The sequence below is a fragment of the Streptococcus mitis genome (assembly GCF_000722765.2).
GTDB classification, from domain to species: domain Bacteria; phylum Bacillota; class Bacilli; order Lactobacillales; family Streptococcaceae; genus Streptococcus; species Streptococcus mitis_AQ.
In genome coordinates, this window is record NZ_CP028415.1 from 784,584 (window position 1) to 805,849 (window position 21,266).

At 41.2% G+C, this 21,266-nt stretch carries 23 protein-coding genes, 1 pseudogene and 1 other annotated feature; of the genes and pseudogenes, 23 read left to right on the plus strand and 1 reads right to left on the minus strand.

All coding sequences use genetic code 11. The annotated features are described in order from the left end of the window. The first annotated feature begins 34 nt into the window (after nucleotides 1-34). The 12 genes from SK637_RS04295 (at nucleotide 35) to SK637_RS04350 (ending at nucleotide 10,806) form a co-directional block, all read left to right on the plus strand. Nucleotides 35-685 (plus strand): helix-hairpin-helix domain-containing protein, encoded by a 651-nt coding sequence (locus tag SK637_RS04295; protein ID WP_033688715.1) that lies wholly within the window; start codon nucleotides 35-37, stop codon nucleotides 683-685. Continuing rightward, nucleotides 669-2,909, plus strand: a complete 2,241-nt coding sequence (locus SK637_RS04300; RefSeq protein WP_033688716.1) for a DNA internalization-related competence protein ComEC/Rec2 — start codon at nucleotides 669-671, stop codon at nucleotides 2,907-2,909. The genes SK637_RS04295 and SK637_RS04300 overlap by 17 nt, the downstream gene beginning before the upstream one ends. Before the next feature lie 141 nt (nucleotides 2,910-3,050). Then, a complete protein-coding gene (locus tag SK637_RS10105; protein WP_033688717.1) occupies nucleotides 3,051-3,275 on the plus strand; it encodes a hypothetical protein in 225 nt (74 codons plus the stop codon). Nucleotides 3,276-3,307: 32 nt separating this feature from the next. Beyond that, nucleotides 3,308-3,895, plus strand: coding sequence for an ABC transporter ATP-binding protein (locus tag SK637_RS04310; protein ID WP_033688718.1), 588 nt, complete (start codon nucleotides 3,308-3,310; stop codon nucleotides 3,893-3,895). A gap of 3 nt (nucleotides 3,896-3,898) precedes the next feature. Then, nucleotides 3,899-5,083: a membrane protein gene (locus SK637_RS04315; RefSeq protein ID WP_033688719.1), complete on the plus strand. Its 1,185-nt coding sequence runs from the start codon at nucleotides 3,899-3,901 to the stop codon at nucleotides 5,081-5,083. Nucleotides 5,084-5,243: 160 nt separating this feature from the next. Further along, nucleotides 5,244-5,375, plus strand: a sequence feature (ribosomal protein L20 leader region). 15 nt (nucleotides 5,376-5,390) lie between these two features. Beyond that, nucleotides 5,391-5,921 (plus strand): translation initiation factor IF-3, encoded by a 531-nt coding sequence (gene infC / locus SK637_RS04320; RefSeq protein ID WP_000848180.1) that lies wholly within the window; start codon nucleotides 5,391-5,393, stop codon nucleotides 5,919-5,921. Between the two features lie 32 nt (nucleotides 5,922-5,953). Further along, nucleotides 5,954-6,154, plus strand: coding sequence for a 50S ribosomal protein L35 (rpmI, locus tag SK637_RS04325; protein WP_001125943.1), 201 nt, complete (start codon nucleotides 5,954-5,956; stop codon nucleotides 6,152-6,154). Nucleotides 6,155-6,205: 51 nt separating this feature from the next. Beyond that, on the plus strand, nucleotides 6,206-6,565 hold the full coding sequence (gene rplT, locus SK637_RS04330) for a 50S ribosomal protein L20 (RefSeq protein ID WP_000124834.1): 360 nt from the start codon (nucleotides 6,206-6,208) through the stop codon (nucleotides 6,563-6,565). A gap of 58 nt (nucleotides 6,566-6,623) precedes the next feature. Next, nucleotides 6,624-7,004 carry a lactoylglutathione lyase gene (gloA, locus tag SK637_RS04335; RefSeq protein ID WP_000157153.1) on the plus strand — a complete coding sequence of 127 codons (381 nt, stop codon included), beginning with the start codon at nucleotides 6,624-6,626 and terminating at the stop codon, nucleotides 7,002-7,004. 248 nt (nucleotides 7,005-7,252) lie between these two features. Beyond that, the gene (locus SK637_RS04340; RefSeq protein ID WP_033688720.1) at nucleotides 7,253-8,053 is read left to right on the plus strand and encodes a dihydroorotate dehydrogenase electron transfer subunit; all 801 of its coding nucleotides are present in this window, start codon (nucleotides 7,253-7,255) and stop codon (nucleotides 8,051-8,053) included. Further along, entirely contained in the window at nucleotides 8,016-9,002 is a 987-nt protein-coding gene (locus tag SK637_RS04345; protein WP_161970141.1) for a dihydroorotate dehydrogenase, read from the plus strand. Before SK637_RS04340 ends, SK637_RS04345 begins: the two co-directional genes overlap by 38 nt. A 97-nt stretch (nucleotides 9,003-9,099) precedes the next feature. After that, nucleotides 9,100-10,806: a glucosaminidase domain-containing protein gene (locus SK637_RS04350; protein ID WP_033688722.1), complete on the plus strand. Its 1,707-nt coding sequence runs from the start codon at nucleotides 9,100-9,102 to the stop codon at nucleotides 10,804-10,806. A gap of 62 nt (nucleotides 10,807-10,868) precedes the next feature. On the opposite strand, the gene pavA is transcribed toward SK637_RS04350, so the two are convergent. Continuing rightward, nucleotides 10,869-12,524, minus strand: coding sequence for an Rqc2 family fibronectin-binding protein PavA (pavA, locus tag SK637_RS04355; RefSeq protein ID WP_033688723.1), 1,656 nt, complete (start codon nucleotides 12,522-12,524; stop codon nucleotides 10,869-10,871). A 104-nt stretch (nucleotides 12,525-12,628) separates the two neighbouring features. Here pavA and ybeY point away from each other — a divergent pair, with 104 nt between their 5' ends. From ybeY to tehB, 11 genes and pseudogenes are all read left to right on the plus strand, one after another. Then, entirely contained in the window at nucleotides 12,629-13,126 is a 498-nt protein-coding gene (gene ybeY, locus SK637_RS04360; protein ID WP_000275156.1) for an rRNA maturation RNase YbeY, read from the plus strand. Continuing rightward, nucleotides 13,107-13,502: a diacylglycerol kinase family protein gene (locus SK637_RS04365; protein ID WP_000378157.1), complete on the plus strand. Its 396-nt coding sequence runs from the start codon at nucleotides 13,107-13,109 to the stop codon at nucleotides 13,500-13,502. The genes ybeY and SK637_RS04365 overlap by 20 nt, the downstream gene beginning before the upstream one ends. A gap of 16 nt (nucleotides 13,503-13,518) precedes the next feature. Beyond that, on the plus strand, nucleotides 13,519-14,418 hold the full coding sequence (gene era / locus SK637_RS04370; protein WP_000143264.1) for a GTPase Era: 900 nt from the start codon (nucleotides 13,519-13,521) through the stop codon (nucleotides 14,416-14,418). A 48-nt stretch (nucleotides 14,419-14,466) separates the two neighbouring features. Next, entirely contained in the window at nucleotides 14,467-15,291 is an 825-nt protein-coding gene (gene mutM, locus SK637_RS04375) for a DNA-formamidopyrimidine glycosylase (RefSeq protein WP_033688724.1), read from the plus strand. After that, nucleotides 15,291-15,895 (plus strand): annotated as a pseudogene (coaE, locus tag SK637_RS10110) (dephospho-CoA kinase). Before mutM ends, coaE begins: the two are co-directional and overlap by 1 nt. After that, a complete protein-coding gene (pmrA, locus tag SK637_RS04380) occupies nucleotides 15,882-17,081 on the plus strand; it encodes a multidrug efflux MFS transporter PmrA (RefSeq protein WP_033688994.1) in 1,200 nt (399 codons plus the stop codon). The pseudogene coaE and the gene pmrA overlap by 14 nt, the downstream one beginning before the upstream one ends. Then, nucleotides 17,081-17,230 carry a 50S ribosomal protein L33 gene (gene rpmG / locus SK637_RS04385; RefSeq protein WP_001809104.1) on the plus strand — a complete coding sequence of 50 codons (150 nt, stop codon included), beginning with the start codon at nucleotides 17,081-17,083 and terminating at the stop codon, nucleotides 17,228-17,230. Before pmrA ends, rpmG begins: the two co-directional genes overlap by 1 nt. A gap of 39 nt (nucleotides 17,231-17,269) precedes the next feature. Further along, the gene (gene secG, locus SK637_RS04390; RefSeq protein WP_000282517.1) at nucleotides 17,270-17,503 is read left to right on the plus strand and encodes a preprotein translocase subunit SecG; all 234 of its coding nucleotides are present in this window, start codon (nucleotides 17,270-17,272) and stop codon (nucleotides 17,501-17,503) included. A gap of 101 nt (nucleotides 17,504-17,604) precedes the next feature. Continuing rightward, nucleotides 17,605-19,959: a ribonuclease R gene (gene rnr / locus SK637_RS04395; RefSeq protein WP_033688725.1), complete on the plus strand. Its 2,355-nt coding sequence runs from the start codon at nucleotides 17,605-17,607 to the stop codon at nucleotides 19,957-19,959. Continuing rightward, entirely contained in the window at nucleotides 19,922-20,389 is a 468-nt protein-coding gene (gene smpB / locus SK637_RS04400; RefSeq protein ID WP_001051750.1) for an SsrA-binding protein SmpB, read from the plus strand. Before rnr ends, smpB begins: the two co-directional genes overlap by 38 nt. Before the next feature lie 14 nt (nucleotides 20,390-20,403). Beyond that, nucleotides 20,404-21,264, plus strand: a complete 861-nt coding sequence (gene tehB, locus SK637_RS04405) for an SAM-dependent methyltransferase TehB (RefSeq protein ID WP_033688726.1) — start codon at nucleotides 20,404-20,406, stop codon at nucleotides 21,262-21,264. Nucleotides 21,265-21,266 lie beyond the last annotated feature (2 nt).

Sequence of the window (21,266 nt, forward strand, 5' to 3'; positions counted from 1 at the left end):
TTCCTCTTACGAATAATCTAAGAGAGGAGAATATATGGAAGCAATTATCGAGAAAATCAAAGAGTATAAAATCATTGTCATCTGTACTGGTCTAGGCTTGCTTGTAGGAGGATTTTTCCTGCTAAAGCCAGCTCCACACATACCTGTCAAAGAAACGAATTTGCAGGCAGAAGTTGCAGCTGTTTCCAAGGATTCATTAACCGAAAAGGAAGTGAAGAAGGAAGAAAAAGAAGAACCTATTGAACAAGATCTAATCACAGTAGATGTGAAAGGAGCTGTTAAAGCACCAGGAATTTATGATTTGCCGGTAGGTAGCAGAGTCAATGACGCTGTTCAGAAGGCTGGTGGGTTGACAGAGCAAGCCGACAGCAAGTCACTCAATCTAGCTCAGAAAGTTAGTGACGAGGCTCTGGTTTACGTTCCCACTAAGGGAGAAGAAGCAGCTAGTCAACAGGCAGGTTCTGGAGCGCCTTCTTCAACAAGCAAGGAAAAGAAGCTCAATCTCAACAAGGCCAGTCTGGAAGAACTTAAGCAGGTCAAGGGACTGGGAGGAAAACGAGCTCAGGACATTATTGATCATCGTGAGGCAAATGGGAAATTCAAGTCGGTCGATGAACTCAAGAAAGTATCTGGCATTGGTGCCAAGACAATAGAAAAGCTAAAAGATTATGTTACAGTGGATTAAGAATTTCCCCATTCCCCTAATTTACCTGAGTTTTCTGTTACTTTGGCTTTACTACGCCATTTTTTCAGCATCCTATCTTGCTTTGTTGGGCTTCGTTTTTCTGCTAGTCTGTCTCTTTATCCAATTTCCTTGGAAATTAGCAGGTAAAGTTCTAGCAATTTGCGGAATTTTTGGATTCTGGTTTCTGTTTCAAAATTGGCAACAGAGCCAAGCGAGTCAAAATCTGGCAGATTCTGTTGAAAGGGTACGGATTTTGCCTGACACTATTAAGGTCAATGGTGACAGTCTATCCTTTCGTGGCAAGTCTGATGGACGCATTTTTCAAGTATATTATAAACTCCAGTCCGAGGAGGAGAAAGAAGCCTTTCAAGCCTTAACAGACCTTCATGAGATAGAACTAGAAGGAAAACTTTCGGAACCAGAGGGGCAGAGGAATTTTGGTGGATTTGACTATCAAGCCTATCTGAAGACTCAGGGAATTTACCAGACTCTCAATATCAAAAGAATCCAGTCACTTCAAAAGGTTGGCAGTTGGGATATAGGAGAAAATCTGTCCAGTTTACGTCGAAAGGCTGTGGTTTGGATTAAGACACATTTTCCAGACCCTATGCGCAATTACATGACAGGGCTTTTGCTAGGACATCTGGACACAGATTTTGAGGAGATGAATGAGCTTTATTCTAGTTTAGGAATTATCCACCTTTTTGCCTTGTCGGGTATGCAGGTAGGCTTTTTCATGGATGGATTTAAGAAACTTCTCTTGCGATTGGGCTTGACCCAAGAAAAGTTGAAATGGCTGACCTATCCCTTTTCCCTTATTTATGCAGGTCTGACAGGATTTTCAGCATCGGTTATTCGCAGTCTCTTACAAAAGTTACTGGCTCAACATGGTGTTAAGGGCTTGGATAATTTTGCCTTGACGGTGCTTGTACTCTTTATTATCATGCCCAACTTTTTCTTGACAGCAGGAGGAGTCTTGTCCTGTGCTTATGCTTTTATCTTGACCATGACCAGCAAAGAAGGAGAGGGGCTTAAGGCTATTGCCAGAGAAAGTCTGGTTATTTCCTTGGGAATATTGCCCATTCTATCCTTCTATTTTGCGGAATTTCAACCTTGGTCCATCCTCTTGACCTTTGTCTTTTCCTTTCTATTTGACTTGGTCTTCTTACCGCTCTTGTCTATCTTATTTGCCCTTTCCTTTCTCTATCCAGTTATTCAGCTGAATTTTATTTTTGAATGGTTGGAAGGGATTATTCGCTTGGTATCTCAGGTGGCAAGTAGACCTCTAGTCTTTGGTCAACCCAATGCATGGTTTTTAATTTTATTGTTAATTTCCTTGGCTTTGGTCTATGATTTGAGGAAAAACATTAAAAGGATAGCAGTGTTGAGCTTATTGATTACGGGTCTCTTTTTCCTTACCAAGTATCCACTGGAAAATGAAATTACCATGCTGGATGTGGGGCAAGGAGAAAGTATTTTCCTACGGGATGTAACTGGGAAAACCATTCTCATAGATGTTGGTGGCAAGGCAGAGTCAAATAAGAAAATCGAAAAATGGCAAGAAAAGGTAACTACTAGCAATGCCCAGCGAACTTTGATCCCCTATCTCAAAAGTCGCGGAGTAGCCAAGATTGACCAGCTAATTTTGACAAATACAGACAAGGAGCATGTTGGTGATTTGTTGGAGGTGACCAAGGCTTTCCATGTAGGGGAGATTTTAGTATCCAAAGGCAGTCTGAAACAGAAGGAATTTGTGGCAGAACTACTGGCGACTCAAACCAAAGTACGCAGTGTGACAATGGGAGAGAATTTGCCCATTTTCGGAAGTCAGTTAGAAGTCCTATCTCCAAGTAAAATTGGAGATGGAGGTCATGAAGATACCCTGGTTTTGTATGGAAAACTCTTTGATAAAAACTTTCTTTTCACTGGAAATTTGGTGGAAAAAGGAGAGAAGGACTTGCTGAAGCAATACCCTAACTTAGAGGTGGGTGTCTTGAAAGCTGGCCAACATGGCTCTAAAAAATCATCAAGTTCATCCTTTTTAGAACAGCTCAAACCAGAGATGACTCTTATCTCAGTTGGAAAGAACAATCGAACGAAACTCCCCCATCAGGAAACCTTGACACGACTGGAAACTATCAATAGCAAAGTTTACCGAACTGACAAGCAAGGAGCTATACGCTTTAAAGGTTGGAAAAATTGGAAAATCGAAAGTGTTCGATAGGAAGGACAAATATTATATATTAGTAAAATAAACTAAAAATCTGTTGCATAATAATGATAAAAACGATATAATGAAAGCGTATTCAATATTAATGATATAAAACTATTAAAAATTAGTAAAAATCGTTTAATTAGTTAGTTTATGATTATTGGTTTTTTTCAGTCCAGTGTATCTGCTGTGACAGTCACTAAAAGTTACAAGTATGATTGGAATACCTACTATAAGACTAGTATGAATTGCCAGAGATATAACTATATTAACCCCCTGTTATGGTATCGTTATGATAGCTACGATGAATATAAAGTTGATTCTGGCTGGAATTACCATCGTTATGAGGTACTAAACTACTACAGAGGAGGTTATTAATCCTTAAAGAGTGATAAAAAGGAGGGCTAGATATGTTGCAGCTTACTCATGTGACCTTAAAAACGCGACAAGTCATCTTACAAGATGTTGATTTTACATTTGAAAAGGGTAGGATTTATGGTATTCTTGCTATAAATGGCTCTGGAAAGACGACACTATTCCGCGCCATTAGCAATTTAATTCCTATAAGTAGCGGAAATATTGCAGCCCCTCCTTCTTTATTTTATTATGAAAGCGTTGAATGGCTGGATGGAAACTTAAGTGGGATGGACTACCTTCGTCTTATCAAAAACATCTGGAAGTCAGGTCTGAACTTGGGGGATGAAATTGCCTATTGGGAAATGTCGGACTATGTCAGACTTCCCATTCGCAAGTATTCCTTAGGCATGAAGCAACGCTTGGTGATTGCCATGTATTTCCTGAGTCAGGCGAAATGCTGGCTTATGGATGAGATTACAAATGGCTTAGATGAGTATTATCGACAGAAGTTTTTTGATAGGCTAGCACAAATCGATAGACAAGAACAGCTGGTTCTTTTAAGTTCCCACTATAAGGAAGAGTTGCTTGATGTCTGCGATAGAGTAGTAACCATTCATCGGGGAAAGATAGAAGAGGTTTAGTTTATGAAAGATGTTGGTCTATTTTTATTAAAAAAAGTTTTCAAAAGTCGCTTAAATTGGATTATCTTAGCTTTATTTGTTTCAACTCTTGGTATTAGCTTTTATTTCAATAGTCGGACTGCAAACTCCGTCAGCTTGGAGAGAGAGTTGGAAACTAGTCTGGTAGACCGTGAGAGAGTCATCAATGGATATGAAGAGAAACTCTCCCAAATATCTGACACCAACTCGGAGGAATACCAGATTGCTAAAATTAATTTAGAATCGCAACAAAATCTTTTGACTCAAAAGAAAGAAATTCTGGCTTTGTTAAAAGAAGGACGCTGGAAAGAAGCCTACTATTTGCAGTGGCAATCTTTGGATAAGAGTTATGAAATTTTATCAAAGGAACCGAATTCTAGCTCTGACTTAAAAATGGCGGTTGACCGCGAACGAAAGACTTACCAAACCATATATCCCTTGAACATAAAAGCCCACAATTTATATTATCCGACCCACGGGATTGATCAGATTGTTTGGATTTTAGAGGCTATCATCCCAACCTTGTTTGTGATTGCGATTATTTTTATGCTGACACAACTTTTTGTAGAAAGATATCAAAATCATCTGGACACAGCTCAGTTATATCCTTTTTCAAAAGTGGCATTTGCCATGTCTTCTCTTGGAGTTGGGGTGAGCTATGTAACTGTGCTGTTTATTGGAATCTGTGGTTTTTCTTTCCTAGTGGGAAGTCTGATAAGTGGTTTTGGACAGTTAGATTATCCCTACCCGATTTATAGCTTAGTGAATCAAGAGGTAACTATTGGAAAAATACAAGATGTGTTATTTCCTGGCTTGTTACTAGCTTTCTTAGCTTTTGTCATCATTGTGGAAGTAGTGTACTTGATTGCTTACTTTTTCAAGCAAAAAATGCCTGTCCTCTTTCTTTCACTTATTGGGATTGTTGGCTTATTGTTTGGTATTCAAACAATTCAGCCTCTTCAAAAGATTGCACATCTGATTCCCTTTACTTACTTGCGTTCAGTGGAGATTTTATCTGGAAGATTACCTAAGCAAATTGATAACGTCAATCTAAATTGGGACATGGGGCTAGTTTTACTTCCTTGCCTGATTATCCTTTTGTTAGTGGGGATTCTATTTATCGAAAGATGGGGAAGTTCACATAAAAAAGAATTTTTTAATAGATCCTAGCTTTCCTATAGGGAAAATAAGTAAAAACTAACATAGAGAGGGAATCAACTTGATTCTCTCTTTTTGATTAGGAAATCAAGGCAAAATACAAACACAAACTTTTCAAAAAAATAACTTTTTATCTTGACAAGAGCTAGAAAACTTGGTATCATATAAGAGTTGAGAAAAGCAGAAGTGAGAGCTTCTCGCCTTGTGACATTAAGTTGCCTGGCCCTACGGATGAAAAGTTTCTAAGAAACGCTATCATAACGTGCGGGCTTGTATTATTACGAGTCCGTTATTGTTTTTCTCTAATAAAACAAAAGAGGTGAAAACCATAGCAAAGCAAGACTTATTCATCAATGATGAGATTCGTGTACGTGAAGTTCGCTTGATTGGTCTTGAAGGAGAACAGCTAGGCATCAAGCCACTCAGTGAAGCGCAAGCTTTGGCTGATAACGCTAATGTTGACCTAGTATTGATTCAACCCCAAGCCAAACCGCCTGTTGCAAAAATTATGGACTACGGTAAGTTCAAGTTTGAGTATCAGAAGAAGCAAAAAGAACAACGTAAAAAACAAAGTGTTGTTACTGTGAAAGAAGTTCGTCTAAGTCCAACTATTGACAAGGGTGACTTTGATACAAAACTTCGCAATGCACGCAAATTCCTTGAAAAAGGAAATAAAGTTAAGGTATCTATTCGCTTTAAGGGTCGTATGATTACCCATAAAGAGATTGGTGCAAAAGTTTTAGCCGAGTTTGCTGAAGCAACTCAAGATATTGCCATCATCGAACAACGTGCTAAAATGGATGGACGTCAAATGTTCATGCAATTGGCGCCAGCGACTGACAAAAAATAATTGTCAGAAAGTTAAATAAAGGAGAAAAAATCATGCCAAAACAAAAAACACACCGCGCATCAGCTAAACGTTTCAAACGTACAGGTTCTGGTGGACTTAAACGTTTCCGTGCTTACACTTCTCACCGTTTCCACGGAAAAACTAAGAAACAACGTCGTCATCTTCGTAAAGCATCTATGGTGCATTCAGGAGATTACAAACGTATCAAAGCAATGCTTACTCGCTTGAAATAATAGCTTGACTGTAAGTAAACAATTCTAGGAAATATTTGGAGGAAATAAAACATGGCACGTGTTAAAGGTGGCGTTGTATCACGCAAACGTCGTAAACGTATTCTTAAATTAGCAAAAGGTTACTATGGAGCTAAACACATCTTGTTCCGTACTGCAAAAGAACAAGTAATGAACTCTTACTACTATGCATACCGTGACCGTCGTCAGAAAAAACGTGACTTCCGCAAACTGTGGATCACTCGTATCAACGCGGCAGCTCGTATGAACGGACTTTCATACTCACAATTGATGCATGGTTTGAAATTGGCTGAGATCGAAGTTAACCGTAAAATGCTTGCTGACTTGGCTGTTAACGATGCAGCAGCTTTCACAGCTCTTGCAGATGCAGCTAAAGCAAAACTTGGTAAATAATAACAGATAAGACTGGAACAGGATTGTACCAGTCTTTTTAAAAATAAAGGAGAAAAATATGGCTTCAAAAATGCTACATACTTGCTTGCGAGTAGAAAATCTTGAAAAATCAATTGCATTTTATCAAGATGCTTTTGGATTTAAAGAATTGCGTCGCAGAGATTTTCCAGACCATGCCTTCACGATTGTCTATCTAGGTCTTGAGGGTGATGACTATGAGTTGGAGTTGACTTATAACTACGATCACGGTCCGTATGTGGTTGGAGATGGCTTTGCCCATATCGCCCTCAGTACACCTGATCTTGAGGCACTTCATCAAGAGCATAGTGCAAAAGGATATGAAGTGACTGAGCCAAATGGTCTACCAGGAACTGCACCTAACTATTACTTTGTCAAAGACCCTGATGGCTACAAGGTTGAAGTCATTCGTGAAAAATAATCTCGTGAGGTCAAGTAGAATGTTCGTTTTCTACTTGACTTTTTTTTGCTGAAAGAGTATACTAGTAAAAATTTAACCTTTAAGGGGAGTCCAGAGAGACTCACAAGGTGTCAGATAAAAGAATAGTACAATTTTCTAGAGGAGACTTTTTGAGTGTGCTCTCTTGTCTTGTACGATTTTAACTGAGGCCTTGCACTAGCAAGGTCTTTTCTTTGTCTGGTTCCCTTAAAATTTAAGGAGGAAAAGTCATGAATCCCACATGTAAGAAACGTTTGGGTGCTATTCGATTGGAAACCATGAAGGTGGTTGCACAGGAGGAAATCGCGCCAGCAATCTTTGAATTAGTTCTAGAAGGAGAAATGGTTGAAGCCATGCGGGCAGGCCAATTTCTTCATCTGCGTGTGCCTGATGATGCCCATCTCTTGCGCCGCCCTATTTCAATTTCGTCTATTGACAAGGCTAGGAAGCAGTGTCACCTCATTTATCGGATTGAGGGGGCTGGGACCGCTATTTTCTCAACCTTAAGTCAGGGAGATACTCTTGATGTGATGGGACCTCAGGGAAATGGTTTTGACTTGTCTGACCTAGATGAGCAGTGCCAGGTTCTCCTTGTTGGAGGGGGGATTGGTGTACCTCCCTTGCTTGAAGTGGCCAAGGAATTGCATGCGCGTGGCGTGAAAGTGGAGACTGTTCTTGGTTTTGCTAATAAGGATGCTGTTATCCTCGAAAAGGAATTGGCCCAATATGGTCAGGTCTTTGTAACGACAGATGATGGTTCTTATGGTATCAAGGGAAATGTTTCTGTTGTCATCAATGATTTAGACAGTCAATTTGATGCTGTTTACTCATGTGGGGCGCCTGGAATGATGAAGTATATCAACCAAACCTTCTATAACCATCCAAGAGCTTATCTATCTTTGGAATCTCGTATGGCTTGTGGGATGGGGGCTTGCTATGCCTGCGTCCTAAAAGTGCCAGAAAGCGAGACGGTCAGCCAACGGGTCTGTGAAGATGGCCCTGTTTTCCGAACAGGAACAGTTGTATTATAAGGAGAAAATTATGACTACAAATCGTTTACAAGTTTCTCTACCTGGTTTGGATTTGAAAAATCCGATTATTCCAGCATCAGGCTGTTTTGGTTTTGGTCAAGAGTATGCCAAGTACTATGATTTAGACCTTTTAGGTTCTATTATGATCAAGGCGACAACCCTTGAACCACGCTTTGGTAATCCAACTCCAAGGGTGGCAGAGACGCCTGCTGGTATGCTCAATGCAATCGGTTTGCAAAATCCTGGTTTGGAAGTTGTTTTGGATGAAAAGCTACCTTGGTTGGAAAGAGAATATCCAAATCTTCCTATTATTGCCAATGTAGCTGGTTTTTCAAAACAAGAGTATGCGGCTGTTTCTCATGGGATTTCCAAGGCAACTAATGTGAAGGCTATTGAGCTCAATATTTCTTGTCCCAACGTAGATCACTGTAATCATGGACTCTTGATTGGTCAAGATCCAGATTTAGCTTATGATGTGGTGAAAGCAGCTGTGGAAGCCTCTGATGTACCAGTTTATGTCAAACTAACTCCTAGTGTGACCGATATCGTTACTGTCGCAAAGGCAGCAGAGGATGCAGGAGCAAGTGGCTTGACTATGATTAATACTCTGGTTGGAATGCGTTTTGACCTCAAAACCAGAAAACCAATCTTGGCCAATGGAACAGGTGGAATGTCTGGTCCAGCAGTCTTTCCAGTAGCCCTCAAACTTATCCGCCAAGTCGCCCAAACAACAGACCTGCCTATCATTGGAATGGGAGGAGTGGATTCGGCAGAAGCTGCCCTAGAAATGTATCTGGCTGGAGCCTCTGCCATCGGAGTTGGAACAGCCAACTTTACCAATCCATATGCCTGTCCTGATATCATTGAAAATCTGCCAAAAGTCATGGACAAATACGGCATTAGCAGTCTAGAAAATCTCCGCAAGGAAGTAAAAGAGTCTCTGAGGTAAACTGCAATCAATCTGTTCTTAATTTTTTATCAGTTTGTAATATTGATTATAGAGAATTTTGATACAATAAAATGGAAAGAACAGAGGAAGAAAGTTTATGAAGAAATTGAGATTTATTTTTTTAGCCCTGCTATTTTTCTTAGCCAGACCAGAAGGAGCACTGGCCAGCGATGGTACTTGGCAAGGAAAACAATACCTAAAAGCAGATGGGAGTCAAGCAGCCAATGAGTGGGTTTTTGATGCTCACTATCAATCTTGGTTTTATATAAAAGAAGATGCCAACTATGCTGAAAATGAATGGCTAAAGCAAGGTGACGACTATTTTTACCTCAAATCTGGTGGCTATATGGCCAAGTCAGAATGGATAGAAGACAAGGGAGTCCTCTATTATCTTGATCAAGATGGAAAGATGAAAAGAAATGCTTGGCTAGGAGCTTCCTATGTCGGTGCTACAGGTGCCAAGGTAATAGAAGACTGGGTCTATGATTCTCAATATGATGCTTGGTTTTATATCAAAGCAGATGGACAACACGCAGAGAAAGAATGGCTCCAAATCAAAGGTAAGGACTATTATTTCAAATCTGATGGTTATTTACTGACAAGTCAGTGGATTGAGCAAGCTTATGTGAATGCTAGTGGTGCCAAAGTACAGCAAGGTTGGCTTTTTGACAAACAATACCAATCTTGGTTTTATATCAAAGAAAATGGAAATCATGCTGATAAAGAATGGATTTTCGAAAATGGTCACTATTATTATCTAAAATCCGGTGGCTATATGGCAGCCAATGAATGGATTTTGGATAAGGAGTCATGGTTTTATCTAAAATCTGATGGCAAAATGGCTGAGAAAGAATGGATATACGATTCTAAAAATCAAGCCTGGTACTACTTCAAATCCGGTGGCTACATGGCAAAAAATGAGACTATTGATGGTCATCAGCTAGGAAACGATGGAAAGTGGCATAAGGAGTCCAAGACTAGCTCTGATTATTATCAGGTCCTTCCTGTCACAGCAAATATTTATAATGCAGATGGTGAAAAGCTCTCCTATATATCGCAAGGCAGTGTCGTCTGGCTTGATATGGACAGAAAGAGTGATGACAAGCGCCTGGCTATTACTGTTTCTGGTTTGTCAGGCTATATGAAAACAGAAGACTTACAAGCACTAGATGCTAGTAAGGATTTTATCCCTTATTATGAGAGTGATGGCCACCGTTTTTATCACTATGTGGCTCAGAATGCTAGTATCCCAGTAGCTTCTCATCTTTCTGATATGGAAGTAGGCAAGAAATATTATTCGGCAGATGGCCTGCATTTTGATGGTTTTAAGCTTGAAAATCCCTTCCTTTTCAAAGATTTGACAGAGGCTACAAACTATAGTGCTGAAGACTTGGATAAGGTATTTAGTTTGCTAAACATTAACAATAGCCTCCTGGAAAATAAGGGAGCTACCTTTAAGGAAGCCGAAGAACATTACCATATCAATGCCCTCTATCTCCTTGCTCATAGTGCCTTAGAAAGCGACTGGGGACGAAGTAAGATTGCCAAAGATAAGAATAATTTCTTTGGAATTACAGCCTATGATACGACTCCTTACCTTTCTGCCAAGACATTTGATGATGTGGATAAGGGAATTTTAGGTGCAACCAAGTGGATTAAGGAAAATTATATCGATAGGGGCAGAACTTTCCTTGGAAACAAGGCGTCTGGTATGAATGTGGAATATGCCTCAGACCCTTATTGGGGCGAAAAAATTGCTAGTGTGATGATGAAAATCAATGAGAAACTAGGTGGTAAAGATTAGTCCTATTATTGGATATGATTTGAGTGAGTAGTAAGTTAAAAATCCTGATTTTAAGCAAAAAATCAGGATTTTTTCATGGATGCGATTTTTTCGGGGTCTGGTGTAACGCGGAGGGTCTTTTGTCCGGTATAGGTTACAAAACCGGGTTTTCCACCTGTTGGTTTGTTGAGTTTTTTGACTTCTATCATGTCAACCTGCACCAGATTTGACAGACGTCCCTTGGAGAAGTAGGCTGCAAGTTCTGCTGCGTCTGTTTTGACTTCATCAGATGGGTCTATGTTGCCTGAGATGACAACGTGGCTTCCAGGAATGTCCTTGGCATGGAACCAAAGTTCCTCCTTGCGGGCCATTTTAAAGGTTAGCTCCTCGTTTTGTAGGTTATTTCGGCCGACATAGATGATGGTTTTGCCATCGCTTGCTAGATATTGTTCTGGTTTTTTGCGTTTCTGGATTTTCTCCCGTTGTCTTCTACGGATAAAACCTGTTTGGATCAATTCTTCACGAATTTCAGCGATTTCTTCCAGTCCAGCTTGGTTGAGAACAGTTTCCACACTTTCCAGATAGAGAATGGTTACCTTGGTTTCCTCAATCAGATCAGTCAAGTATTTGACAGCTTCTTTGAGTTTCTGATACCGTTTAAAATAGCGTTGGGCATTTTGGTTGGGAGTCAAGGCCTTATTAAGCGCAATCGTGATAGGTAGGTTGGTATAGTAGTTGTCTAGGATAACCTGATCTTGGTCGTTAGGCACTTGATGGAGGAAGGTTGTTAGCAATTCCCCTTTTTGGCGAAATTCTTCAGCATTGTCTGTCGCTAGTAATTCTTTTTCCTGTTTTTTGAGTTTGTGGCGGTTTTTCTGAAGTTCATTTTCAACACGACGAATCAGTTCACTGGCTTGCTGTTTGACGCGGTCGCGCTCAGCCTTATCCTTATAGTAGGTGTCCAACAAATTAGAAAGACTGGCAAAAGGCTCTCCCACCTGATTTGCAAAAGGAACTGGGCTGAAGGAAGTCTCAGTCAAGCATGGTTTGGTTTCTTGATTGAAAAAGTTTCGGAAAGTGGAAAGTTTTTCACTAACCAGTATGCTTTCCAATTCATTTGCCGTATCGCGTCCCAGACCTTGAAAGAGGCTTTGAAGATTTTTAGCTGTCGTTTCCTGTGTTTGCAGGATTTCAAAGAGTTTCTCGTCCTTGATCGTAAAAGGATTGAGAGATTCCGTACTTGGCGGAGCGATATAGGTCGATCCAGGAAGCAAGGTACGGTAGCTATTTTGTGAAAAGCCGACGTGTTTGATAACTTCAAGGATTTTATGACTGCTTTTATCGACCAGTAGAATGTTACTGTGTTTTCCCATGATTTCGATAATCAAGGTAGCCTGAATATGGTCTCCAATCTCGTTTTTATTGGAAACTGTCATTTCCACAATGCGGTCATTTTCCACTTGCTCAATTGATTCAATCAGGGCCCCCTGTAAATACTTTCTCAAAACCATGATAAAGGTGGAAGGTTGAGCTGGGTTTTCAAAAGTTGTTTGGGTCAGCTGAATGCGTCCAAAAACTGGATGGGCAGAAAGGAGCAGGCGATGACTTTGGCGATTGCTGCGGATTTGCAAGACCAACTCTTGTTCAAAAGGCTGATTGATTTTCTGAATGCGACCGTTAACTAACTCTCTTCGCAATTCCTCAACCATGTGGTGTAAAAAAAATCCGTCAAATGACATCGTTCTCTCCTTGTGATTGTATTCCATAGTATTATATCAAAAAGGTAGAATAAAATCATGGAAATGTGGTATAATAAAGCCAAGTAAAGAGAAACGAGAAGCACATGTATATTGAAATGGTAGATGAAACTGGTCAAGTTTCAAAAGAAATGCTGCAGCAAACCCAAGAAATTTTGGAATTTGCAGCCCAAAAATTAGGAAAAGAAGACAAGGAGATGGCAGTTACCTTTGTGACCAATGAACGTAGTCATGAACTCAATCTGGAGTACCGTGACACAGACCGTCCGACAGATGTCATCAGCCTTGAATATAAGCCAGAGCTGGAAATTGCCTTTGACGAAGAGGATTTACTTGAAAATCCAGAATTGGCAGAGATGATGTCTGAGTTTGATGCCTATATTGGGGAACTTTTCATTTCTATTGATAAGGCTCATGAGCAGGCCGAGGAATACGGTCACAGCTTTGAGCGTGAGATGGGCTTCTTGGCAGTACACGGCTTTTTACATATTAACGGCTATGATCACTACACTCCGGAAGAAGAAGCGGAGATGTTCGGTTTACAAGAAGAAATTTTGACAGCCTATGGACTCACAAGACAATAAACGAAAATGGAAAAATCGTGACCTGATATCCAGTTTAGAATTTGCCATCACAGGAATTTTTACTGCTATCAAGGAAGAACGCAATATGCGAAAACATGCAGTAACGGCTCTTGTAGTCATTCTTGCAGGTTTTGTTTTTCAGGTGTCACGAATCGAATGGCTCTTTCTCCTATTGAGCATTTTCTTGGTAGTAGCCTTTGAAATTATCAACTCTGCTATTGAAAATGTGGTAGATTTGGCCAGTCACTATCACTTTTCCATGCTGGCTAAAAATGCCAAGGATATGGCGGCTGGCGCGGTTTTAGTGGTCTCTCTTTTCGCAGCCTTAACAGGCGCATTGATTTTTCTCCCACGAATCTGGGATTTATTATTTTAAACAGTAAGAGGAAATTATGACTTTTAAATCAGGCTTTGTAGCCATTTTAGGACGTCCCAACGTTGGGAAGTCAACCTTTTTAAATCACGTTATGGGGCAAAAGATTGCCATCATGAGTGACAAGGCGCAGACAACGCGCAACAAAATCATGGGGATTTACACGACCGATAAGGAGCAAATTGTCTTTATCGACACACCAGGGATTCACAAACCTAAAACAGCTCTCGGAGATTTCATGGTTGAATCTGCCTATAGCACCCTTCGCGAAGTGGATACCGTTCTTTTCATGGTGCCTGCTGATGAAGCGCGTGGTAAGGGGGACGACATGATTATCGAGCGTCTCAAGGCTGCCAAGGTCCCTGTGATTTTGGTGGTGAACAAGATTGATAAGGTTCACCCAGACCAGCTTTTGTCTCAGATTGATGATTTCCGTAATCAGATGGACTTCAAGGAAATTGTACCAATCTCAGCTCTTCAGGGAAATAACGTCTCTCGTCTAGTGGATATTTTGAGTGAAAATCTAGATGAAGGTTTCCAATATTTCCCGTCTGATCAAATTACAGACCATCCAGAACGTTTCTTGGTTTCAGAGATGGTTCGCGAGAAAGTTTTGCACCTAACTCGCGAAGAGATTCCGCATTCTGTCGCAGTAGTGGTTGATTCTATGAAACGAGACGAAGAGACAGACAAGGTTCACATCCGTGCAACCATCATGGTCGAGCGAGATAGCCAAAAAGGGATTATCATCGGTAAAGGTGGTGCTATGCTTAAGAAAATTGGTAGCATGGCCCGTCGTGATATCGAACTCATGCTAGGAGACAAGGTCTTTCTAGAAACTTGGGTCAAGGTCAAGAAAAACTGGCGCGATAAAAAGCTAGATTTAGCTGACTTTGGCTATAATGAAAAAGAATACTAAGTAGAGGTGGGCTCATGCCTGCTTCTTGTTTTTACAGAAGGAGAACCTATGCCTGAATTACCTGAGGTTGAAACCGTTCGTCGTGGCTTAGAAAAATTGATTTTGGGTAAGAAGATTTCGAGTATAGAAATTCGCTATCCCAAGATGATTAAAACGGACTTGGACGAGTTTCAAAAGGAAGTGCCTGGTCAGATTATTGAGTCAATGGGACGTCGTGGTAAATATTTGATTTTCTACCTGACTGACAAGGTCTTGATTTCCCATTTGCGGATGGAGGGCAAATATTTTTACTATCCAGACCAAGTACCTGAACGCAAGCATGCCCATGTTTTCTTTCAGTTTGAAGATGGTGGCACGCTTGTTTATGAGGATGTTCGCAAGTTTGGGACCATGGAACTCTTGTCTCCTGACCTTTTGGATGCCTATTTTATTTCTAAAAAACTAGGTCCTGAGCCAAACGAACAAGACTTTGATGTGCTGGTCTTTCAAGCTGCCCTAGCCAAGTCTAAAAAGCCTATCAAATCCCACCTCCTAGACCAGACCTTGGTAGCTGGACTTGGCAATATCTATGTGGATGAGGTTCTCTGGCGAGCTCAGGTTCATCCAGCTAGACCTTCCCAGACTTTGACAGCAGAAGAAGCGACTGCCATTCATGACCAGACCATTGCTGTTTTGGGACAGGCTGTTGAAAAAGGTGGCTCCACCATTCGGACCTATACCAATGCCTTTGGGGAAGATGGAACCATGCAGGATTTTCATCAGGTCTATGACAAGACTGGTCAAGAATGTGTACGCTGTGGTACCATCATTGAGAAAATCCAACTAGGTGGACGAGGCACCCATTTTTGTCCTCAGTGCCAAAGGAGGGACTGATGGGAAAAATCATTGGAATCACTGGGGGAATTGCCTCTGGTAAGTCAACCGTGACAAATTTTCTAAGAAAGCAAGGCTTTCAAGTAGTGGATGCCGACGCAGTCGTCCATCAACTACAGAAACCAGATGGTCGTCTGTTTGAGGCTCTAGTTCAGCACTTTGGGCAAGAAATCATTCTAGAAAATGGAGAACTTAATCGCCCTATCCTAGCTAGTCTTATCTTTTCAAATCCTGAAGAACGAGAATGGTCTAAGCAAATCCAAGGAGAGATTATCCGTGAGGAACTAGCTACATTAAGAGACCAATTGGCTCAGACAGAAGAGATTTTCTTCATGGATATTCCCCTACTTTTTGAGCAGGACTACGTCTCTTGGTTTGATGAGGCTTGGTTGGTCTATGTGGACCGAGATGTCCAAGTAGAACGCCTAATGAAAAGGGACCACTTGTCCAAAGATGAAGCCGAGTCTCGTCTGGCAGCCCAGTGGCCTTTAGAAAAAAGAAAGATTTGGCCAGCCAAATTCTGGATAATAATGGGAATCAGGACCAGCTTCTTACTCAGGTCTTCTCCCTGCTTGAGGGAGGTAAGCAAGATGACAGAGATTAACTGGAAGGATAATCTGCGCATTGCCTGGTTTGGTAATTTTCTAACTGGAGCCAGTATTTCTTTGGTTGTGCCCTTTATGCCCATCTTTGTGGAAAATTTAGGTGTAGGGAGTGATCAAGCTGCTTTTTATGCAGGTTTAGCTATTTCTGTCTCTGCCATTTCTGCAGCACTTTTCTCTCCTATCTGGGGCATCCTTGCTGACAAATACGGTCGAAAACCCATGATGATTCGGGCTGGCATGGCCATGACTATCACTATGGGAGGCTTGGCTTTTGTGCCAAATATTTATTGGTTAATCTTTCTTCGTTTATTAAACGGTGTATTTGCGGGTTTTGTTCCCAATGCAACGGCCTTGATAGCTAGTCAGGTTCCCAAGGAGAAATCAGGCTCTGCTCTCGGGACTTTGTCTACAGGAGTAGTTGCAGGCACTCTAACGGGTCCCTTTATTGGTGGCTTTATCGCAGAATTATTTGGTATTCGTACAGTTTTCTTACTGGTTGGTAGTTTTCTGTTTTTAGCTGCTATTTTGACTATTTGCTTTATCAAGGAAGATTTTCAACCAGTAGCCAAGGAAAAGGCCATCCCAACAAAGGAATTATTTACATCAGTTAAATATCCCTATCTTTTGCTCAACCTCTTTCTGACCAGTTTTGTCATCCAATTTTCAGCCCAATCCATTGGCCCTATCTTAGCTCTGTATGTGCGCGACTTAGGCCAGACAGAGAATCTTCTTTTTGTATCTGGTTTGATTGTATCCAGTATGGGCTTTTCCAGTATGATGAGTGCAGGAGTCATGGGAAAGCTAGGTGACAAGGTGGGCAACCATCGCCTCTTGGTTGTAGCCCAGTTTTATTCAGTTATTATCTATCTCCTCTGTGCCAATGCCTCTAGCCCCTTTCAACTAGGACTCTATCGTTTCCTCTTTGGCTTGGGGACAGGTGCCTTGATTCCTGGAGTTAATGCCCTTCTTAGCAAGATGACGCCCAAAACCGGCATTTCGAGGGTCTTTGCCTTCAATCAGGTATTCTTTTATCTGGGAGGTGTCGTTGGACCTATGGCAGGTTCTGCAGTAGCAGGTCAATTTGGCTACCATGCTGTCTTTTATGCGACAAGCCTTTGTGTTGCCTTTAGTTGTCTCTTTAACCTGCTTCAATTTCGAACATTATTAAAAGTAAAGGAGATCTAGTGCGAGTAAAAATTAATCTCAAATGCTCCTCCTGTGGAAGCATCAATTACCTAACCAGTAAAAACTCAAAAACCCATCCAGACAAGATTGAGGTTTTAAAGTATTGTCCCAAGGAAAGAAAAGTAACCCTACATCTTGAATCTAAGTAGATTTTATGGTAAAATAATAGGGATTTTAAGGAGTTTGATATGTATAACCTATTATTAACCATTTTATTAGTATTATCTGTTGTGATTGTGATTGCGATTTTCATGCAACCAACCAAAAACCAATCCAGCAATGTATTTGATGCCAGCTCAGGTGATTTGTTTGAACGCAGTAAAGCACGCGGTTTTGAAGCTGTAATGCAGCGATTGACAGGGATTTTAGTCTTTTTCTGGCTAGCCATTGCCTTAGCATTGACGGTATTATCAAGTAGATAAGAAAATAATGGGCAGGACTAGGTCTTTGCCTCTTTTTATTTTTAAAAGATATTTTAGAAGGTTTTACAGTAAAAGAAAATAAAAAAATCTAGAAAGAAAATATGAAAGATAGAATAAAAGAATATTTGCAAGACAAGGGAAAGGTGACTGTCAATGACTTGGCTCATGCTTTGGGAAAAGACGGTTCCAAGGCTTTTCGTGAGTTGATTAAAACCTTGTCCCTAATGGAAAGAAAGCACCAGATACGCTTTGAAGAAGATGGAACTTTGACTTTGGAAGTCAAGAAAAAACATGATATTACTCTCAAGGGGATTTTTCATGCTCATAAAAATGGCTTTGGCTTTGTTAGTCTGGAAGGCGAGGAGGACGACCTTTTTGTAGGAAAAAACGATGTCAACTATGCTATTGATGGTGATACCGTTGAGGTCGTGATTAAGAAAGTCGCTGACCGAAATAAAGGAACAGCAGCCGAAGCCAAAATTATTGATATATTAGAACACAGCTTGACAACAGTTGTCGGCCAAATCGTTCTAGATCAGGAAAAACCCAAGTATGCTGGTTACATCCGTTCAAAAAATCAGAAAATCAACCAACCGATTTACGTTAAGAAACCAGCTCTAAAACTAGAGGGAACAGAAGTTCTTAAGGTCTTTATCGACAAATACCCAAGCAAGAAACATGATTTCTTTGTAGCGAGTGTCCTCGATGTGGTGGGACATTCAACGGATGTTGGGATTGATGTTCTTGAGGTTTTGGAGTCTATGGACATTGTATCCGAGTTTCCAGAGGCTGTTGTTAAGGAATCAGAAAGTGTGCCTGATGTTCCGTCTCAAAAGGATATGGAAGGTCGTCTGGATCTAAGAGATGAGATTACCTTTACCATTGATGGTGCTGATGCCAAGGACTTGGACGATGCGGTGCATATCAAGGCCTTGAAAAATGGGAATCTGGAGCTTGGTGTTCACATCGCAGATGTTTCCTACTATGTGACCGAGGGTTCTGCCCTTGACAAGGAAGCTCTTAACCGCGCGACTTCTGTTTATGTGACAGACCGCGTGGTGCCAATGCTTCCAGAGCGTTTGTCAAATGGCATTTGCTCCCTCAATCCTCAAGTTGACCGCCTGACCCAGTCTGCCATTATGGAGATTGATAAACATGGTCGTGTAGTCAACTACACCATCACACAAACGGTTATCAAGACTAGCTTCCGTATGACCTATAGCGATGTCAATGATATCTTAGCGGGCGACGAGGAAAAGAGACAAGAATATGAGAAACTTGTTCCAAGTATTGAACTTATGGCTAAGCTTCATGAAACTCTAGAAAACATGCGTGTGAAACGTGGAGCCCTCAATTTCGATACCAATGAAGCCAAGATTTTAGTGGATAAACAAGGTAAGCCTGTTGATATCGTTCTTCGTCAGCGTGGTGTTGCCGAGCGCATGATTGAGTCCTTTATGTTGATGGCCAATGAAACAGTTGCTGAGCATTTTAGCAAGCTGGATTTGCCTTTCATCTATCGAATTCACGAGGAGCCCAAGGCTGAAAAGGTTCAGAAGTTTATTGACTATGCTTCGAGTTTTGGCTTGCGCATTTATGGGACTGCCAGTGAGATTAGCCAAGAGGCCCTCCAAGACATCATGCGTACTGTTGAGGGAGAACCTTATGCGGATGTATTGTCCATGATGCTTCTTCGCTCTATGCAGCAGGCTCGCTATTCAGAGCACAATCACGGCCACTATGGCCTTGCGGCTGACTATTACACTCACTTTACCAGCCCGATTCGTCGTTATCCAGACCTTCTTGTTCACCGTATGATTCGGGATTACGGCAGTTCTAAGGAAATAGCAGAGCATTTTGAACAAGTAATTCCAGAGATTGCGACCCAGTCTTCCAATCGTGAGCGTCGTGCCATCGAGGCTGAGCGTGAAGTCGAAGCCATGAAAAAGGCTGAGTACATGGAAGAATACGTGGGCGAAGAGTATGATGCGGTTGTATCAAGTATTGTTAAGTTTGGTCTCTTTGTCGAATTGCCGAATACAGTTGAAGGCTTGATTCACATCACTAATTTACCTGAATTTTATCATTTCAATGAGCGTGATTTGACCCTTCGTGGGGAGAAATCGGGTACAACCTTCCGTGTAGGACAGCAGATTCGTATCCGAGTTGAAAGAGCGGATAAGATGACTGGGGAAATTGATTTCTCTTATATCCCAAGTGAATTTGATGTGATTGAAAAAGGCTTGAAACAGTCTAGTCGTAGTGAGAGAGGGCGTGGCTCAAATCGTCGTTCAGATAAGAAGGAAGACAAGAGAAAATCAGGTCGCTCAAATGATAAGCGCAAGCATTCACAAAAAGACAAGAAGAAAAAAGGAAAGAAACCTTTTTATAAGGAAGTAGCTAAGAAAGGAGCCAAGCATGGCAAAGGGCGAGGGAAAGGTCGTCGCACAAAATAAAAAGGCGCGTCACGACTATACAATCGTAGATACGCTAGAGGCAGGAATGGTCCTGACTGGAACTGAAATCAAGAGTGTACGAGCAGCTCGAATCAATCTCAAGGATGGCTTTGCCCAAGTAAAAAATGGAGAAGTCTGGTTGAGTAATGTTCATATCGCTCCTTACGAAGAGGGCAATATCTGGAACCAAGAACCAGAACGTCGCCGCAAACTCCTGCTCCATAAGAAACAAATTCAAAAATTGGAACAAGAGACTAAAGGAACAGGAATGACGCTGGTTCCTCTTAAAGTCTATATCAAAGATGGCTATGCCAAGCTCCTTTTAGGTTTAGCTAAAGGGAAGCATGACTATGATAAACGGGAGTCTATCAAACGACGTGAGCAAAACCGCGACATTGCGCGTGTTATGAAAGCTGTTAATCAGCGATAAAAAGAGGAATGAAGATGGAAAAACTAGTTGCCTATAAACGTATGCCTTTGTGGACTAAAGAAACTATGCCAGAGGCTGTTCAGCAGAAACACAATACCAAGGTTGGGACTTGGGGGAAAATTACTGTCTTGAAGGGAGCTCTCAAGTTTATTGAATTGACAGAAGATGGTGAGGTTTTAGCTGAGCACCTCTTTGAAGCAGGAGCCGACAATCCAATGGCGCAACCTCAAGTCTGGCACCGAGTGGAAGCTGCCACAGACGATGTAGAATGGTACTTGGAATTTTATTGTAAACCTGAGGATTATTTCCCTAAAAAATACAATACCAATCCTGTTCATTCAGAAGTTCTAGAGGCAATGCAGACAGTAAAACCAGGGAAAGCCTTGGATTTGGGCTGTGGTCAAGGCCGTAATGCACTCTTTCTAGCCCAGCAAGGTTTTGATGTGACAGCTGTGGATCAAAATGAACTGGCCCTTGAAATCTTGCAAAGCATTGTTGAGCAGGAAGATTTGGATATGCCTGTTGGTCTTTATGATATCAATTCAGCTAGCATTGGGCAAGCTTATGATTTCATCGTATCGACAGTTGTTTTGATGTTTTTGCAAGCAGACCGTATTCCTGAAATTATCAAAAATATGCAGGAGAAAACCACTGTTGGTGGCTATAATCTTATCGTCTGTGCCATGGACACGGAGGATTATCCTTGCTCAGTTAACTTCCCATTCACATTTAAAGAGGGAGAATTGGCTGAATACTACAAGGATTGGGAGTTGGTCAAGTACAATGAAAATCCTGGTCATCTTCACCGTCGCGATGAGAATGGCAATCGCATTCAACTACGCTTTGCGACCATGCTAGCTAAGAAAATCAAGTAAAC

Excerpts from the sequence above, each read along its gene's own strand:
- SK637_RS04295 (WP_033688715.1), top strand. The coding sequence starts at position 35 with ATGGAAGCAATTATCGAGAAAATCAAAGAGTATAAAATCATTGTCATC.
- SK637_RS04300 (WP_033688716.1), top strand. The coding sequence starts at position 669 with ATGTTACAGTGGATTAAGAATTTCCCCATTCCCCTAATTTACCTGAGT.
- SK637_RS10105 (WP_033688717.1), top strand. The coding sequence starts at position 3,051 with ATGATTATTGGTTTTTTTCAGTCCAGTGTATCTGCTGTGACAGTCACT.
- SK637_RS04310 (WP_033688718.1), top strand. The coding sequence starts at position 3,308 with ATGTTGCAGCTTACTCATGTGACCTTAAAAACGCGACAAGTCATCTTA.
- SK637_RS04315 (WP_033688719.1), top strand. The coding sequence starts at position 3,899 with ATGAAAGATGTTGGTCTATTTTTATTAAAAAAAGTTTTCAAAAGTCGC.
- rpmI (WP_001125943.1), top strand. The coding sequence starts at position 5,954 with ATGCCAAAACAAAAAACACACCGCGCATCAGCTAAACGTTTCAAACGT.
- rplT (WP_000124834.1), top strand. The coding sequence starts at position 6,206 with ATGGCACGTGTTAAAGGTGGCGTTGTATCACGCAAACGTCGTAAACGT.
- gloA (WP_000157153.1), top strand. The coding sequence starts at position 6,624 with ATGGCTTCAAAAATGCTACATACTTGCTTGCGAGTAGAAAATCTTGAA.
- SK637_RS04340 (WP_033688720.1), top strand. The coding sequence starts at position 7,253 with ATGAATCCCACATGTAAGAAACGTTTGGGTGCTATTCGATTGGAAACC.
- SK637_RS04345 (WP_161970141.1), top strand. The coding sequence starts at position 8,016 with ATGGCCCTGTTTTCCGAACAGGAACAGTTGTATTATAAGGAGAAAATT.
- SK637_RS04350 (WP_033688722.1), top strand. The coding sequence starts at position 9,100 with ATGAAGAAATTGAGATTTATTTTTTTAGCCCTGCTATTTTTCTTAGCC.
- pavA (WP_033688723.1), bottom strand. The coding sequence starts at position 12,524 with ATGTCATTTGACGGATTTTTTTTACACCACATGGTTGAGGAATTGCGA.
- ybeY (WP_000275156.1), top strand. The coding sequence starts at position 12,629 with ATGTATATTGAAATGGTAGATGAAACTGGTCAAGTTTCAAAAGAAATG.
- SK637_RS04365 (WP_000378157.1), top strand. The coding sequence starts at position 13,107 with ATGGACTCACAAGACAATAAACGAAAATGGAAAAATCGTGACCTGATA.
- era (WP_000143264.1), top strand. The coding sequence starts at position 13,519 with ATGACTTTTAAATCAGGCTTTGTAGCCATTTTAGGACGTCCCAACGTT.
- mutM (WP_033688724.1), top strand. The coding sequence starts at position 14,467 with ATGCCTGAATTACCTGAGGTTGAAACCGTTCGTCGTGGCTTAGAAAAA.
- pmrA (WP_033688994.1), top strand. The coding sequence starts at position 15,882 with ATGACAGAGATTAACTGGAAGGATAATCTGCGCATTGCCTGGTTTGGT.
- secG (WP_000282517.1), top strand. The coding sequence starts at position 17,270 with ATGTATAACCTATTATTAACCATTTTATTAGTATTATCTGTTGTGATT.
- rnr (WP_033688725.1), top strand. The coding sequence starts at position 17,605 with ATGAAAGATAGAATAAAAGAATATTTGCAAGACAAGGGAAAGGTGACT.
- smpB (WP_001051750.1), top strand. The coding sequence starts at position 19,922 with ATGGCAAAGGGCGAGGGAAAGGTCGTCGCACAAAATAAAAAGGCGCGT.
- tehB (WP_033688726.1), top strand. The coding sequence starts at position 20,404 with ATGGAAAAACTAGTTGCCTATAAACGTATGCCTTTGTGGACTAAAGAA.